Origin of the sequence: Mucilaginibacter mali (assembly GCF_013283875.1) — a bacterium.
Taxonomy (GTDB): Bacteria; Bacteroidota; Bacteroidia; order Sphingobacteriales; family Sphingobacteriaceae; genus Mucilaginibacter; species Mucilaginibacter mali.
The window spans coordinates 208,452-224,455 of record NZ_CP054139.1 but is presented as its reverse complement, the minus strand read 5'-3'; the positions used below and the strand labels follow the sequence as shown (position 1 = coordinate 224,455).

General features: G+C 46.2%; 20 protein-coding genes. 19 read left to right on the top strand and 1 reads right to left on the bottom strand.

From position 1 onward, the window contains the following. Positions 1 to 3 precede the first annotated feature (3 nt). Positions 4 to 900 (top strand): tyrosine-type recombinase/integrase, encoded by an 897-nt coding sequence (locus HQ865_RS00990; protein WP_173413094.1) that lies wholly within the window; start codon positions 4 to 6, stop codon positions 898 to 900. Further along, positions 884 to 1,846, top strand: coding sequence for a tyrosine-type recombinase/integrase (locus HQ865_RS00985; RefSeq protein ID WP_173413093.1), 963 nt, complete (start codon positions 884 to 886; stop codon positions 1,844 to 1,846). Before HQ865_RS00990 ends, HQ865_RS00985 begins: the two co-directional genes overlap by 17 nt. Before the next feature lie 373 nt (positions 1,847 to 2,219). On the opposite strand, the gene HQ865_RS00980 is transcribed toward HQ865_RS00985, so the two are convergent. After that, entirely contained in the window at positions 2,220 to 2,654 is a 435-nt protein-coding gene (locus HQ865_RS00980) for a hypothetical protein (RefSeq protein WP_173413092.1), read from the bottom strand. 164 nt (positions 2,655 to 2,818) lie between these two features. Here HQ865_RS00980 and HQ865_RS00975 point away from each other — a divergent pair, with 164 nt between their 5' ends. The 17 genes from HQ865_RS00975 to HQ865_RS00895 all read left to right on the top strand — a co-directional run bounded on the left by HQ865_RS00975 (position 2,819) and on the right by HQ865_RS00895 (position 16,001). Continuing rightward, on the top strand, positions 2,819 to 3,307 hold the full coding sequence (locus HQ865_RS00975; RefSeq protein WP_173413091.1) for a hypothetical protein: 489 nt from the start codon (positions 2,819 to 2,821) through the stop codon (positions 3,305 to 3,307). A 552-nt stretch (positions 3,308 to 3,859) separates the two neighbouring features. Continuing rightward, positions 3,860 to 4,771, top strand: a complete 912-nt coding sequence (locus HQ865_RS00970) for a toprim domain-containing protein (RefSeq protein WP_173413090.1) — start codon at positions 3,860 to 3,862, stop codon at positions 4,769 to 4,771. Positions 4,772 to 4,939: 168 nt separating this feature from the next. Next, positions 4,940 to 5,350, top strand: coding sequence for a plasmid mobilization protein (locus tag HQ865_RS00965; RefSeq protein WP_173413089.1), 411 nt, complete (start codon positions 4,940 to 4,942; stop codon positions 5,348 to 5,350). Positions 5,351 to 5,376: 26 nt separating this feature from the next. Further along, on the top strand, positions 5,377 to 6,801 hold the full coding sequence (locus HQ865_RS00960; protein ID WP_173413088.1) for a relaxase/mobilization nuclease domain-containing protein: 1,425 nt from the start codon (positions 5,377 to 5,379) through the stop codon (positions 6,799 to 6,801). A 17-nt stretch (positions 6,802 to 6,818) separates the two neighbouring features. Then, positions 6,819 to 7,448 (top strand): ParA family protein, encoded by a 630-nt coding sequence (locus HQ865_RS00955; protein ID WP_173413087.1) that lies wholly within the window; start codon positions 6,819 to 6,821, stop codon positions 7,446 to 7,448. Beyond that, the gene (locus HQ865_RS00950; RefSeq protein WP_173413086.1) at positions 7,445 to 7,780 is read left to right on the top strand and encodes a hypothetical protein; all 336 of its coding nucleotides are present in this window, start codon (positions 7,445 to 7,447) and stop codon (positions 7,778 to 7,780) included. Before HQ865_RS00955 ends, HQ865_RS00950 begins: the two co-directional genes overlap by 4 nt. Further along, on the top strand, positions 7,777 to 8,040 hold the full coding sequence (locus tag HQ865_RS00945) for a hypothetical protein (RefSeq protein ID WP_173413085.1): 264 nt from the start codon (positions 7,777 to 7,779) through the stop codon (positions 8,038 to 8,040). The genes HQ865_RS00950 and HQ865_RS00945 overlap by 4 nt, the downstream gene beginning before the upstream one ends. Continuing rightward, entirely contained in the window at positions 8,037 to 8,330 is a 294-nt protein-coding gene (locus tag HQ865_RS00940; protein WP_173413084.1) for a hypothetical protein, read from the top strand. The genes HQ865_RS00945 and HQ865_RS00940 overlap by 4 nt, the downstream gene beginning before the upstream one ends. Position 8,331: 1 nt before the next feature. Further along, positions 8,332 to 8,625 carry a DUF4134 family protein gene (locus HQ865_RS00935; RefSeq protein ID WP_237073689.1) on the top strand — a complete coding sequence of 98 codons (294 nt, stop codon included), beginning with the start codon at positions 8,332 to 8,334 and terminating at the stop codon, positions 8,623 to 8,625. An 89-nt stretch (positions 8,626 to 8,714) separates the two neighbouring features. Beyond that, entirely contained in the window at positions 8,715 to 9,023 is a 309-nt protein-coding gene (locus HQ865_RS00930) for a DUF4134 domain-containing protein (protein ID WP_173413083.1), read from the top strand. Next, on the top strand, positions 9,023 to 9,331 hold the full coding sequence (locus HQ865_RS00925) for a plasmid transfer protein (RefSeq protein ID WP_173413082.1): 309 nt from the start codon (positions 9,023 to 9,025) through the stop codon (positions 9,329 to 9,331). Before HQ865_RS00930 ends, HQ865_RS00925 begins: the two co-directional genes overlap by 1 nt. Beyond that, on the top strand, positions 9,309 to 12,107 hold the full coding sequence (locus HQ865_RS25900) for a TraG/VirB4 family ATPase (RefSeq protein WP_237073687.1): 2,799 nt from the start codon (positions 9,309 to 9,311) through the stop codon (positions 12,105 to 12,107). Before HQ865_RS00925 ends, HQ865_RS25900 begins: the two co-directional genes overlap by 23 nt. After that, on the top strand, positions 12,058 to 12,726 hold the full coding sequence (locus HQ865_RS00915) for a hypothetical protein (protein ID WP_237073685.1): 669 nt from the start codon (positions 12,058 to 12,060) through the stop codon (positions 12,724 to 12,726). Before HQ865_RS25900 ends, HQ865_RS00915 begins: the two co-directional genes overlap by 50 nt. Beyond that, on the top strand, positions 12,723 to 13,391 hold the full coding sequence (locus HQ865_RS00910) for a hypothetical protein (RefSeq protein WP_173413081.1): 669 nt from the start codon (positions 12,723 to 12,725) through the stop codon (positions 13,389 to 13,391). The genes HQ865_RS00915 and HQ865_RS00910 overlap by 4 nt, the downstream gene beginning before the upstream one ends. After that, positions 13,388 to 14,059 (top strand): hypothetical protein, encoded by a 672-nt coding sequence (locus HQ865_RS00905; RefSeq protein ID WP_173413080.1) that lies wholly within the window; start codon positions 13,388 to 13,390, stop codon positions 14,057 to 14,059. The genes HQ865_RS00910 and HQ865_RS00905 overlap by 4 nt, the downstream gene beginning before the upstream one ends. Continuing rightward, positions 14,056 to 14,835, top strand: coding sequence for a hypothetical protein (locus HQ865_RS00900; RefSeq protein WP_173413079.1), 780 nt, complete (start codon positions 14,056 to 14,058; stop codon positions 14,833 to 14,835). The genes HQ865_RS00905 and HQ865_RS00900 overlap by 4 nt, the downstream gene beginning before the upstream one ends. Positions 14,836 to 14,837: 2 nt before the next feature. Beyond that, entirely contained in the window at positions 14,838 to 16,001 is a 1,164-nt protein-coding gene (locus tag HQ865_RS00895) for a plasmid transfer protein (RefSeq protein ID WP_173413078.1), read from the top strand. The last annotated feature ends 3 nt before the right edge of the window (positions 16,002 to 16,004 follow it).

Below are 16,004 nucleotides of genomic sequence, written 5' to 3'. Positions count from 1 at the left end.
AAAATGCAAGGCACCTTAATAAATCCGCTGTATATCCGGCTGCATGCAGGCTTTACCCAATGGCTCCGGATACTCAACTTTGAACCTACCAGCCCTCGTGATATGCCTAAAATGCTGGCCGAGTTCTTACTTTATTTAGAAGCCCAGGGATGCGACCACCCGCATGATATACAGCCCGAACACCTTAAAAAATACCTGGAATATCTGCACGAAAGACCGAGCCAGACCGCAGCCGGTGCGATCAGCCTGAACTACATCCGGAAACACTTACAGGTGATCCGTAAGTTCAGCCGTTACCTGATGGAGAGCGGCCAGCCCAGCTTTACTGTAAAGCTGCGCATTAAAGGCAAAAGCACCAATATCAAAAGCATACTGACCCTGGCCGAGATCAGCAAGCTTTATGATGTGGTTAAAGATGATATATATGGGTTAAGGGACAGGGCGATGCTTGCCCTGTATTACGGTTGCGGCCTGCGGAAAAATGAGGCGGTTAATATCAATGTCCGTGACATCCTGCCCGATAAAGAACTGGTTTACGTCCGCAAAGGCAAAGGTTATAAAGAGCGTTATGTGCCACTGGCCGGTACCGCTAAAACCGATCTGGAGAACTACATCCTGTATGCCCGGCCACACTTCGCAGGTGACAAAAAAGAAGACGCTTTACTGCTTAATGTCAGTGGTAAACGGCTCACCGGCCAAACCTGTTATGACCGCTTACAAACACTGAAAACAGCGGCGGCTATCCCTAAACCCGTGGGCCTGCACACCCTGCGGCACAGCATTGCCAGCCACCTGTTACATTCCGGTATGCAACTGGAGCAGATACAACGCTTTTTAGGGCATGGCAGCATGGAAAGTACGCAGATCTACACCCATCTACAGCATGAACAAAAAATATGAGTTCGCACCGGCTACGCTGGCTGCTTTAGAACCTTTCCGGGCTTACCTGAAACAAGAGCAGTTCAGCCACAGTTACATACACCAAACCATCAACTATACCGCTACATTCCAGGAATGGCTCAACAGCCAAAGCTTGGTATTGGCACAACTTACCCATGCCGACGTAATGGAGTTTGCCGACCAGTTAAGGCAGAAAGGCTTTAGTATCAAGCTGATCAACCAGATCATGCGGACTTTGCGGTATTACTTCTCCCACCTGCAACAGGAACAGGCCATTAACATCAATCCCGCAGCAGGGATCATACTTAAAGGTACGGTCAGAAACCTCCCGCATGACCTGTTGACCATGCCTGAAATGGAGGCGCTCTATGAAAGTTACCAGGTTACCGACAATCGTACTTACCGCAATAAGGTCATTATTGGGTTGCTTGTTTATCAGGCAATTACAAGAGATGAACTGAGCCATTTACGCCCTGAACATCTCAAACTAAGGGAGGGCAAAATCCATATCCCCGCCACCGGCAGGCAGCTTGGCCGCTTACTTCCGTTACAGCCTCATCAAATCCTCGAACTGCATGAATACCTGCTCGTGATCCGTCCGAAAATACTGGCTGAGCGCCTGGCCGAACGACCGGGGCGCAAGCCGGATCGTTACAAAGATGCCCGGGAAATCGAACGTTTGTTTATCAGCATTAACGCACAGGAAGACATCAGAAACAGCCTTTTACACCTCAATTATGCCCTCCGGAAACTCAGCCCAAAATACAAGCATGCCAAGCAGATCAGGCAAAGTGTGATCACGGAATGGCTCAAAGAAAAGAACCTGCGCACCGTTCAATATATGGCCGGGCACCGGTATGTGAGTTCAACTGAAAGGTATAAAACAACTAATCTGGAAGACCTGAAAGAAGCCCTTAATAAACATCACCCGCTAACCTTATCATAAAAAAAATCGAGCTGCTGTGGTGGAAAAATCCAAAAAAACAACCAACCCGGCGGCTCCCTGTGGTAAAAATCAACCAACCACCGGGGCTTGTATGAAAAAAAATATCTGTTAACTTTACGTGCCTGAACGTTCTTTATAGCACTGAAAAAGTGCAAGTGGAAAAAATCGTAAAAATCGTAAAAGTTATAAGGGGCAATACGATTACGGTGCAAAGCACCGTAATCTCACGGGGTAATTGCTTACGATAATTGCCCGAAAGCTCCGAAAAGTCTTTGGCTCAACCAATTTAAAAAACTGATAAATTTTCTTTAAAGTTAATTTAGAAGATCTCGAAAAAATGGGAATGCAAACGCTTTAATTCGATAGTTTTTTTTTAAGAAACAACGTTAGGATAAACAAAAACATCCCTTGTATTATCGTACTTAACCAATCCAGTTTCCTCTAATAGTTTGTAAATCGCAGTCATTTTCTTTACCCTGCTTTCTTCGGGAACTGTTGGCGCTGATTTTGAACTTGAAATAATATTTTTTCCATAGTGTCTATAAAATTCAGGGAGCATTGCTCCACAAATGTTCATGCCCTTTACCCCTTCACCCTCATCTCTGGTCTGAGATAAAATTTTAGCTTCACTATCGCTTTCAAGTACTTGAAACGTGTAGGTTCCCGGCATCGCCTTATCTACAGGACAAACTGTAAATTCATCAACAGTTATGTTGTTACCATCGGGTTGCAAAAATTCGCCTTTACCTTTAAACCAATGGAAATCAAATTCTACATTATCCCAATTTTTACTTTTAAATTTATTCATGATACAAAAATAGAATGGACAGAAAGATTTATAAAGGCTATTTTATCAGTAAATTCATAATGTGCTTCCAAAAGGACTTTTGTTTTCTTTGCGTATATTGGAACACTTACAATTAACCTCAAAACGACCACTTCAAACTAACCTTATATAACCAAATCCCCTAAATGAATTATATTACGATCTCAGGTGTTCTTTTACTCCTTATTTCTTTTGGGGCTTTTGGACAAACAAAAGAGCAAGATTTAAGATTACAAGTGCTGAAAAGTAATCGCACAGGTCATGAGTTTATCTTTAAAACGGAAGATAGGTCTTCGACCCATCTCACATATTTAGGCTGGCTTAGCTCAAAAAAGGGCGTTCACTTTAAAATTATGAATTCGGTTTGGTCATGGGGCCATGCACATCGCGCAACATCCCGTATCTTAATTTTTGATGAGAATGATAAATATCTCGGTAATTATCCGCTTACGATAACAGATGATCTTCCAACTTTTATTAAAGGCAATAAGTTAGTATTCATAAATAAACGTGCAAATAATTCCTGTGATCCTAAATTAACTACCTATGTTAATTTTGATGAAGGAATACCTCATGAGTTTTTTCGTAGATGCAGCGTTAAAGGTGGGGATATTTACACATTCAACAAGGAATAGTTAGGCTTACTCTGTATTGTGCTAAAGTAAATTCAATTTAGAAATGCTTATTGAAAGTACGAAAACCGGTCCACCTTATTTTTGCACAGCTTAAAATAGATGATTGATATGTGTATCAATCATCCACCCTAAAATATTTCAGAAACACAAGTCTTCTATCCACCCCCGTGATGAGGTTGATTATTTCTTTAATCTTATTAATGAGGAAAATGCCCAACCAGGAATTGCTCGTAATCTTATTGAAAATCAATTCATTAAAAATTATTTAAGGGTCCGACCCCTTAAGGAACCCGGTAAAAATCTGCACTCTCCGAACCTTTGTACCGTCGATCAGGCAAGAACAAGTTCTCCTGATTCTACGGTCTTTGACATCGGGGAACGAAGCATTATCCACTTAACAACTGGAAATTTTGCGAAGCTGAGATAGTATCAATAAAGCGAACGCGCATTGGCAGCCGGGAGGCCGTATTGTAGAATACGACGTGAGTAGTTCCGAACAACATATATAATTAACCTGAAGGGGCCTCGCGCCCCTTTTTTTATGCCCGAAATATGGAAAATCAAACATTAAAGGCAAGCGAGATCAAAGAAAATTATTCCCTTGTTGACCTGCTAACGCACTTGGGCTATGAGCCGGTCAAGCGAGTTCGCAATGAACAGCTTTATTTGAGTATGCTGCGCGATTCGGATACGACACCCTCATTTTCCGTAAATGACAAACAGGGCACCTGGTTCGATTTCGGCGAAGGCAAAGGCGGCAACATTATAGATTTTGCCCTGCTATATTGGAAAGGCTTGCCTTTTCCCGAAGTATTGGAAAAAATAGTCCTGACCTGCGGTAGTCTAATTCCGGATTTAGCTGCTGCGCCAAATTATAAAAGACAATCATTGCTTGAAAAGGAACCCAGTTATAAAATACTGGACATTAAAGACATTGGCAGCAATGCCGCCATCCTGAATTACCTGGAAAGCCGGGGTGTCGGTCAGGTCGCTGAGGGCCGCCTCAAAGAAATTTATTATTATATAGAGGATGAAGATAAAAAGCGGAATAAGTTCTTTGCAGCAGGCTGGCAAAACGAACAGGGTGCCTGGGAAATTCGTAACCTTAACTTTAAAGGCTGTTTGGGACACAAGGCGATCAGCTTTATCCCAAATTCGGAAAAGAAGCTGGCAGTGTTTGAAGGTTTTTTTAACTACTTGAGCTGGCTCACAGAGAACCCGTTCGCACCGGACAGCGTGCTCGTACTAAATTCGCTCTCATTGCTTCAGGCAGGAATAATCAAAGCCCAGGACTTCCGGGATATCGCCCTCTACTTCGATAACGACCCATCCGGACGGCAGGCCACCCACGATTTTCAAGCGGCGTTACCCTGGGCCGTCGACCGAGCCAGTATTTATAAAGGCTACAATGATTACAATGACCTGATCGTTGCAGAGCGAATCAATTACCAGCTAAACCGATGAAAAGCGAACAAGTTCCGTTTTGGTTTTTCCCCTTGCAAGATGTGCTCCTGTCCGACAAAAAACCGCTCCGCTCATTTTTTGCCAGCCAGTCGCAATCTTGCCCCGGACTTCGCTCCGTACCTACGCGAAGACCAGGGAGTATCGTAAACTCGCAACTCGTTTACTCTGATGAATGGTAGAGGCAGGACAAAGGGCAGGCCGCAAATGCCCGGCGGTAAAAAGATCAAGAAGATCGATGCCCGCTTTACGGAAGATGAATATAAGATCATCTGCGAACTGGAGCAAACATTGGGTTTGACCAAAACGGAGTTGATCAGGCAGCGACTGTTGAGTAATGCAGGATTACTGGTCGTGAATGCAAAGGAGCTGATCGTTTTATTGGACCAGGTGGGTGCCGAGATGGGACGCTGCGGCAATAACATAAACCAGTTAGCGAAATATGCAAACATCCTGAAAAAACGAGGTATGCTATCGCCTGTAGTGATTGAGCGATTTACTGTTTTGTTTGAGCAATATCTAAAAAACCAACAAGCACTGGATACCAGCCTGCGCAAAATCTTCCGGATGACCGGCTTATAGTTCAGTGGGAACTTGTTTGCTGCGAATTGTTTCACACAGAATTTGTTTGGAGCAAATTTGTTTGCACTGCACTTGTTCTCTCCAAACTTGTTTTCAGCGTAATTGTTCGCGACGAATTTGTTCGCAATGAAAAAGATCAGCATGCACAAGTTCACAATGAACAAGTTATGATCGTCCACATCCTGCCGCCAGTCGATGGCTTTCCCGCCGTTAGCTATAATACCGATAAGGTTGATGCAAATAAGGGCGAGTTGATGAAGGTGGCGAACTTTGGCGCTTTAATGGGCCTAATGAGCGTACGGCCGGAGGATTACAAAAACCACCTGGCGATGGTATCAGCTACGAATAAGCATGTCAAGCGACCTCAGTTCCATGTGGTAGTTTCAGCGGAAAGCCGCACTTATGACAAACACGAACTAACCGCCATTGGCGAGGAATGGCTGGCGCGAATGGGTTATGAAAAGCAACCTTACCTGATCATCTTTCATAAGGATACGGCCAACAACCACGTCCATTTGGTGACCGCACGCATCGACCGCACGGGTAAAAAGATCAGCGACCGCTTTGAAAAGATACGGGCGGTGGAAACTTTGAACCGGGTATTGGGTATTGATGCCAGTCATAAAGCTAAAAGTGATATTGAAAATGCGCTGGCTTTTCGGTTTGCCACTGAAGCACAATTCCGCATGATCCTGGAAAGTAAGGGCTATGTACTGCGGGAGCGGGGCGGTCTTTACGAGGCGATCAAATTTGGGAAATTATTGGAAACCATTGAGCGGAGTTTAATAGCTGAAAAGTTAAGCAAGGATGCTGACCAGCAGCGGAAAGAACAGCTAAAAGCCTGGTTTCATAAATATGCAGCCACCCATGATACGACCTTGGCAAAAGGCCGTAAGGGTTACCAATCTGAATTTTCAGCTGTAATGAAAGTCAAATTCGGCATCGAACTGGTCTTTCACGCTTCCGGCGACAAACCGCCTTATGGTTATTCGGTGATCGATCATTCCGGTAAAAATGTCTTTAAGGGCGGTGAGATCATGCCCTTAAAAGAACTTTTAACCATTCGCGTCTCTGAAAGTCCGCAAAAGGAAAAACCGAAAGTTCGCTACGAGAACAACCATCAACAAATGCACTATTACGACGCGCTCTTAAAAGCGGCGATGTACAATTACCCTGATCTGACGCAGGGTTTACAGCATCAGGACCTGGTCATCATTAAAAACGAAAATGGCTTTACCCTGCATGATCCGGCAGCTGGAGTATTTATCAATACAGCTGAACTTTTAAACGAAAAAGAACAAGCTTCGCTCAGTTACCACTTTCGGGATGAACAGTCGCAAAGACAGCATCCGGTAATACCCGGCATCAACCTGGCATCAGACATAGATGATGATGCAGTATTAGGGATGAAGCGCCGCCGGAAGAAAAAAGCAAGAACCAATCTCCGCTGACAATTAAAATTTAGCTTATGGTCATTATTATCGGAAACCAGAAAGGCGGCGCCGGAAAAAGCACGCTCACACTTTTGCTGGCCAATTATCTCACGCAAAATAAAAAGTGCAAAGTCACTGTGCTGGATATGGATTACCAGCAGTCAATTTCCCAAAAATTCGAGAAAGCAAAAATACTGGAGAATGCCGAGCCGTATGAGGTGCTGGCATTTGGATTAGCAGACTTCCCAATGATGGCAGACACTATCCGTGATAATCCAAAGGATATTGTTTTGATCGACCTGCCGGGCAAGCTGGATGACGATGGTTTGATAGGTGTTTTTAAAGCAGCGCAGGTAGCGATTTGTCCATTTGCCTATGATGAGTTCAGCTTTGAATCAACGATCCCTTTCGCTTTGGTACTGAAGAAGATTAACCCGGAGGTGCATTTATTATTTGTACCCAACCGCATCAAGGCCAATGTCAAGTACGAGATCAAAGCGGATGTGAACGACCAATTGAACCAACTGGGGCACGTTACCGAGGCGATTGCCGACCGTATCGATTTCCAGCGCACCAATACTTTCCAGACACCAATCAACGTGCAGGCGCTTTTGCTGCCGGTTTTCGAGCGGGTTTTTAAAGACTTTATCCAACCCTATTTATGAGCGAGATCAAAACACTGGCCGACCAGTTAAGGAGTAAAATGGCCAAGCCGGACACGCCGGAAAAGCCGGTAAAAGTGGTTAAACCCAAATCAGCCAAACCGCCGGACATCCCGGAGATCGTCTCGCTGATGCGTGATCTCGATGTCAGCGCCAACAAAACACTGATCCATGCCCGCGTGGATGCGCAAACCGCGCAGATGATCCATCATTTGAAGATTGCAACCGGCATAGAGGTCACCCGCCTGATCTGTTTTTCCATAAGGCAGCTATTCGATCAGAACCCCGAACTCAAATCATTAATCAAAGCACACTTAGCCAACTTCGAGCTATGAATCCAAAAATCCTTCGCCAGCAGCGCGACCCGGCCTTCAATGAGATACTCGACCGTATCCGGGCCTATGATAATAGTGACCACCACAGTGTGGTACATATCCGGCTGGATGAATATACGGTCGTGATCCTGAACCAGCTCAAGCTGGCCACAGGCATTGACATTACCAAAGTGATGGCCTATGCTATCAACGACCTGCTCAAGCAGCACCCGGAACTGCGGCTGGCTATCGACCAATTCTTAAAACAACTCAAAACATGAACTGGACCCATTTTTTACTTTGGCTGGCTGTCGGCTACGGCCTTTATTATTTGATCGTTATTCTGGCCGACCTGGCGCGGAGCAAACGGCTGGACGTGACCAGCGGAAATCCGTACGAACTGACCTTTTCCGAACAGGTTACGCCGGTGCAACTGGCGACGCAACCGGCCGCGCCAGCTAAATCCTCAAACAAAAACGAAGTGCTTGGCTCCGGTGGGGTGCCGATCACCGACCTCTTTCGCCTGGCCAAACAGGAAGCCATTATCTATACACGCTCTGTCAGCTTTTAATATGAAAAGACAGTTCATGACATTTTGTTGTTGCCTGCTGGCATTGGGCGCAAACGCGCAGCCTGGCATTTCGGAAATGCAGCAGGCGCAGCAAAATTTAAGATCGACATTTTTCTCCGCGATGGACTGCGCTCAGGTGCTGGCCGCTGTGTTTGGCATTATCGGCGCGGTGCGTATTTACCATAACTGGCAAATGGGCCACCCGCGCATCGATGAGCAGGTGGCCGCCTGGTTCTTTGCCGCGTTTTTCATGGTATTGGCAGGTGTCTTCCTGCGCGGCGTGTTTGGCCTGTAAATTCTTTAATACCCCTCCATAACCCCGGCGGTTCCCCGATGATTCGGGGGCCGCCTTTTTTATTTCTAATAATTTTTAATACCCCTATAATGAACAAAATCAGAAAAATGTGGGCCACAGCCGTGGCCCTTGCATTGGGTACGGCTTCTGCCTTTGCCCAGAACGGTGTTACCGGCCTGAACTCCGCTACCACTTCCCTTAAAACTTATGTCGCCCCTGTCACCAATGTGACCCTGGTCATCGGGGGTATCGTCGGCATTGTCGGCGCGATCCGCGTTTACTCGAAATGGAACAGCGGCGACCAGGATATTAACAAAGAATTAATGGGCTGGGGAGGCAGTTGTGTGTTCCTCGTGGTGTCCGCAGTCGTGATCAAAGCCTTCTTTGGTTTGACCTAATGGCAAGGCAATTCCAGGTATACAAGGGGCTGCAAAGGCCGCTCGTATATCGCGGTTTTAAAGGCAAATACATCTATTGGGGCGTTGCTTCGCTTTTAGCCGGTCTGGTATTGGGCGCGTTAACGATGGCGCTGGTCAATATGTGGCTCGGCCTGATCGTCCTGATCGCCTCAGTTGCTGGTGGACTGGTCTTTATCGCCGCCAAACAGAAACAAGGCCTCCATATCAAAGCCCGTCCGACGGGTATATTTATTCACCAGGTCAATTTCAAAAATCTCTCCCGTTATGGCCGGAAAACAAGTCTTTAATATTCCTTACATCGGTATCGATCACTATCATGGCATCGATATTCTGGTCGGCACAGGCGGCGAATGTTCCGTGGTGATCAAAATTACCAATCCGGTTACCCGCTTCTCTGCCGCTTCTTCTGCGTACGACGAGTTTCATGCCCTGATGATCAACGTGGTCAAGATCATGGGCGATGGGTATTTACTGCAAAAGTCGGATGTGATCAGTAAAGAAAAATACCCGCTCAAAGAGGGCAGCGAGTATTTGCAGCAGAAATACAATGAACATTTCGCCGGGCGGGATTATATCAGGGTTAATACCTATATGACCCTGACCAAACAGGTACGCAAGGGCGCTTTTTATGTATTTGATAAAAAGGTGCTTCGTGATTTCAGCCAGCAACTGGATAAGGTCATGGACATCCTGGTTGCTGCCAAAACGTCACCGGTGATTCTTCAGGAGCAGCAACTTAATTTACTGATCATGCAGTTTCTTGCAATGGACTTTAAGCCGGAACATATCGTGCTGAACAACTTCGCGCCAAACGATACCGAGATTAAAATGGGTGACCGCGCGATCCGCAATATCCCGCTGATCAATATTGATAACGTGGATCTGCCACCAACGGTAAATACACACATTGAAATGAACGAGAAGGAAACCCTGCGCGGTTTCCCGGTAGATTTCCTGTCGTTTTTGTTCCGGGTGCCAGATTTCGAGGTGATCCTTTTTAACCAGGTCATTGACATACCCAGCCAGTTTATGACACTCAAAAAGCTGGAATTAAAAAAGAAGCGACATTCGGGCATTCCCGACCCTGCTAATACGCTATGCGTCGAGGATATTGATCTGCTCTTAAATGACGTGGCACGGGAGAACCAGTTATTGGTCAACTGCCATTTTAATATTGTGCTGGCCGCTCAGCAGGATAAGATACAGAAAGCCGCCAATTTTATCGAGAGCGCGCTCTTTGGGTTGGGTATTATGGCCAGCAAGAATGGCTATAACCAACTGGAACTTTACCGATGCGCCCTGCCGGGTAATGCGGTGGAACTGAAGGATTATGACTGGTTCCTTACCACCTGCGATGCTGCCATTTGCTTTTTTCTAAAAGAGTCGATGCCGCTCGATGAGCTGTCCGATTTTTTGGTACGCTTTACAGATCGGCAGGGCGTACCGGTAGGAATTGACGTAGCCGATCTTCCTATGCGGACTAACCGCATCAATAACCGGAACAAGTTTGTGTTAGGCCCCAGCGGTTCGGGTAAATCCTTCTTCATGAATAGCCTGATTGAACAATATATGCTGTTCAATATGGATATGGTCATTGTGGACACTGGCCATTCCTATTCCGGTTTATGCGCCTATTATAAAGGCAAATACATTACCTATACTGATAAGAAGCCGATTACCATGAACCCCTTCCAGATCACCGTGGAGGAATTCAACATCGAGAAAAAGGATTTCCTGATCTCGCTGGTTGGCTTGCTTTGGAAAGGTGCGGACGGAGTTTTCAGCCAGGTCGAACGGGATGTCATCAGCAATGTGATCAACGCTTATTACCTGCAATACTTTGAGCAGGAAAAACTGCCGCCAATCTCCAAAAAAGATCAGTTCGCTATCCGCAAAAAAGTATTGGAAGAAATGAAAGGTGGTAGCGGCTTCACGCCATTCGCCGAATTTGAAATTGAAGTGCTGGACAATGATTTAGCGGGTGAACTGCCGCGCGATGACCAGGCCTTGGTAGATGCACTCACCCATTCCGGCGACACTTTAACGCCGAACGAGACCAATCCTTTCCGGGCAGCTTATGATGAAAAGTTTCACCAGGCAGTTAAAGACGAACAATTGCGCCGCGTTAAAGCCGATGGAAAGCCGCATATTGAACAGTTAAACTTTAATAGCTTTTACGAGTTTGCACTCTGGAAAATACCGGAGATCAAACAGGAAGAACGCATTCCGTTCGATGTGGATGAGTTCCGCTATGTATTAAAGAAGTTTTATATGGGCGGCGAATTTGCCCAGATCCTGAACGAAGCAACCGATTCTTCACTGTTTACCGAGCGCTTTATTGTCTATGAAATTGACGCGGTAAAAGAAAATCGCGTCCTCTTTCCAATCGTTACGCTGGCGATCATGGATGTATTCATCCAGAAGATGCGCTTCCGTTCCTCACGTCGTAAGGCCCTTGTGGTGGAGGAAGCGTGGAAAGCGATAGCAAGCCCTTTGATGGCTTCGTACCTTCTATACCTCTACAAAACCGTTAGAAAGTTTTGGGGCGAGGCCATAGTCGTTACCCAGGAATTAGGAGATATAATCGGCAACGCAGTGGTTAAAGACAGCATCATCAACAATTCAGATACGATCTGCCTGCTGGATCAAACCAAGTTCAAGGACAATTACGGTGCTATCGCTTCGCTCTTATCGATCAATGAAACGGAGCGCAAAAAGATATTTTCTATTAACCAGCTGGAGAATACCGAAGGACGCGGACGCTTCAAAGAAGTATATATACGGCGCGGATCGGCTGGCGAGGTCTATGGTGTCGAAGTGAGTTTGCATCAGTATCTCACATTTTCAACGGAAAAGCCGGAGAAGTCTGCGCTGGAGGTATACATCGAGTACTTTGGCAAATACCAGCATGCACTGGATCACTTTGTCAATGACTTTCACGCCAGCAAAATGTCGCTCGCACAGTTTGTCAGCCATATTAATCAAATCGATCATCCATTTTTTTATGACATCCATGAAGACAATATTAATGCTCCTTATCCTCCTGCCACTACTGTTGTGTAAAGCAGTATTCGGCCAGGAAATTGTCGTTGACCCTTTAACCTCCGGAGCCATTATCGTGAACAGCTCCGTCATCAACGGCCAGTTAAATACTACCAATAACAACCTCAGCGCCATACAGCGGGGACAACTGGCGGTAACAAGTCAACTCCTTATTGTCAATGACCTGCAAAACAAGATTTACACCGGCCTGAGTCAGGTGGCTTCCGTCATTAATAACCTCACTTCCATTAAGGAGATCGCCAGCTGCGGGACGGATATAGTCAACGATGTGGGCCAGGCGATTACCATCGCCAAGTCCGACCCTGTTTTATTACTGTTTGCCGAGGAAGGCGCACGTGAATTTCAAATACGGGCAGTAACGCTTGCCGCTGATGTCAGCGCCTTTGTGCTCAAAGGCGGTTCAAACCTCATGGACGCCGGTGAACGCGGCAAGCTTTTAAATCATATCGAGAGCGAAATGCAGATTTTAAGGGGCATTGCTTACGGGATGGGACGGGCGATGTATTGGGCAAAAATGCGGGGTATCTGGGCTTCGCTCAATCCCTGGGCGGGATGGAAGAACATGGACGTGCAGATTGCCAACGATGTATTAAACAACGCTAAATACTTAAAGCAATGAAAAGAATTTATCTATTTCTGCTTTCAGCTTTGTGCTTTTCGCTTACAGCTTCCGCGCAGCAAAGCACCCTCGACATTGCCGGTATCCACCAGTTAATCGATCAGTCCAAATCAGAGCATACCCAGCAGGTCAATGCCCGGAACAACCAGGCAACCGTTACCACTAATGAACAGGCGAATTTGACACTGCTGACCAAAATGAAAAATATGTACCGCACCTTACAAAACAGGTATAATACATTGGGGACAGCCATCAATATCGCGGACATTGGAATCTATGCCACGCCGGAAGTCAAACAAATCGTGAGCTATCAGGCGCAGATCATCGGTCTGGTGGAAAAGAACCCGGCGCTTGCTTTTTTGGGTTACCAAACGGAGATCGAATTTGTGGAAAAAGCGCAGGGCCTGATCGGTTATGTGACAGGGCTGACCTTATCGATTGGCGATGTGAACCAAATGAAAGCTTCCGACCGGAAACTGTTATTTGATTATGTACTGATGCAACTTTCGGAGATACAGGAGTTATCAGGCAACCTGGTCAATACGCTGACCTATTCCAATCTGAATTCCTTGCTGCGTTCCATCAATCCTTTTCAGAATTATATCGACCAGGATAAAAACGTAGCCGAGAGTATTATCCAAAACGCTAAATACTTAAAGCAATGAAAAAGCAACATATTATTCTTTTACTTTTGGTTTTATGCTTTAAGCTTTCCGCTTTTGGTCAGCAATACGTTTTCGACCCGAAATACTTTGCTTCTGTCGAAGCTAACCAGGCCGTGCGCAGCAGCGCAGAGGAAACGCATAATCAGTATTTAAGCAAGATCAACAATAACATCGAAGACCTGAATACCAATGTAGGTTCGGTGGTGCTGGCACAAACGATCATCTATAACGGCTTATCCAATGTCAATTCCGCTTTAAAAGATGGTTTGGAGGTTAAATACATGGCGACCATTACCGCCGATATGATCAGTTATCTGAACCAGGCATTGGCTTTAGGCAAATCCGATCCGTACTTGCTGCTATTTGCCACCAATATCGCCAACGAAATGAAAGTGCGGTCAGTCGCTTTAGTTAGTGAAGTTTCGACCTATGTGCTGAAATCCGGCGATAATATACTGGCCGATTATAATGGGCGTGACCAATTGCTCAAAAAGGTCACGACTACCTTACAGATTTTAGACGGACTGGCCTATGGTGCCTGGCGAGCCATGTATTGGGCCAAACAGCGCGGCATTATCGCCACGATCAACCCCTGGCAGGACTTTATCAATAAGGACAAATACTTCGTCCAGCAAATTATTACTAACGCTAAATACCTCAAAGAATGAAAAAAATATTAATGCTTTTCGCCTTATGCTTTAGCCTTTATACTGTTAAAGCCCAATCCATCATCAAGGATGATGCGGTGGATAACCAAAGCCAGCGCATGGTGTTCCAGCAATGGGACCAGAACAAGTTTTATCCAAAGGCTGGTTTTCTGAGCCTCAACCCTTATTACTGGCTCGTGTGGGGTCTGTTCGACCCGAATTATCACAAAACCGACATACGCCCATTAAGCGCTAGCGGTCAGCAAACCCAAAGACTGGCCTTGGTCGCTACGATGAATGGGATCGATAACCGCTATAAGCTGCAATCAGATACGGCCAGGAACACGGCGCTATCACAAATCGCTTCCCAATCTGGTTTATTATCAGATGCCGACCCTTTGTGGCTGCTATACTATAAGCAGCAATTCAATCCCTTGTTGAACTATTCCCCGGTGTCTATTTTAGGCGGCTTATCACCGCAGGTCAGCGGTAAGCTGGTTTCCGAAGGCCTTTACGGTTGGTACACGGGCGAACTGGATAAATTAAAGGGAAGGCTGAACGGGGCGCGTTCAACCGATATGGACCGCGGTTCCCGGATCATGGCTTATTACCGGATGCTGAATGAGTACAAAAACCTTTCATCTGTTTGGGCGATCCGCACCTCGACAGCGCAAATGACATTGGATATGGCAGCCCATCAGCAAACCTTGCAGAAAGGTTCGGTCTCCATTCCGAACTGGACGCCTAACAGCGATGTGCACATCGCCAATAAAATATTGCAGAATGCTAAATACTAACCATGAAACGGAAACTATTTTATTTATGCCTGTTGTTCACCTTATGGGGAACGGCAGGTTTTGCCCAAACTGCTACCGTTGATACAGCCATTAGCCGCAAGTCGCTGCAATACCTGCAAGGCGATGCGGTCTATGAAAGCGGTGTCATGGTATTTTTGAAAGGGCTCAAAGGCTCGATCTGGAACCATTTCAGTATGTTCATCGGCGATGCACAGGCGTTGGCCGCCATCTTTATGATCATATTTTTTGCCATCAAAAGCTATGAAATGATGGTGGGTGACAAGCGTATGGAGATCATGCCGCTGTTACGGCCTTTCGGTTTGGCCATGATCATTATCTGGTGGGGCGGATTCGTGAAAATGGTTGCCTTTCCGACAGACCTGGTGGCCCAGCAGACCGAGCAAATGTTTGACAGCGTGCAAAGCGATGTAGACGGCTTGCGCTTTACACGGGCTAACCTAATGCTGCAAGTCGCCAATTCCTTATATACGTTCCAGGCACAGGCCGACGTTGCTGAAAAGGAAAGCGATACCTGGTACGGGCAGGCCTGGAATACGGTAACGAGCACAGTGAAACAAGGTATCGCCGATGTGGTTTCGCCATTGCTGGAACTGAAGAACCGGCTCACGGTCGGGATGCAACTGCTATTTACCCAACTTTTGGAGTTATTGGGGATTTGGATTCTGCGCATCGCGACGTACATTATATTTATGATCCAGATTATTTATTCATCTATCTTGATCATATTAGGGCCGTTCTCGGTAGCGGTCAGTATTCTGCCTGCTTTTCGCGATAGTTTTTCAACCTGGGTAGCACGTTTTGTGTCGGTCAATTTGTATTCGGGTATCGCTTACCTGATCATGTACCTCTGCGGCCTGATGGAACAATATGCACTGACCTCCGAGATCAGCAAGTACCAGGAACTCGTGGGTAAAACCGGAGCGCCTGCGGATATGGCGAAACTGGCGGTTTTTGCCGGTAACGGTATATTGTCATTCGGTACGGTCATTATCGTATTTGTGATCGGTGCCATCTGTATGTTTACCGTGCCCAGCATTTCTACGTGGATCATCTCCACTTCGGGTATCAGCTCGGCCGCCTCCAACATTGGCCGTGGTGCCAGCACCATGGCCGGTGCCACCCGCATCGTCGGCAGTTTCATCTAACCT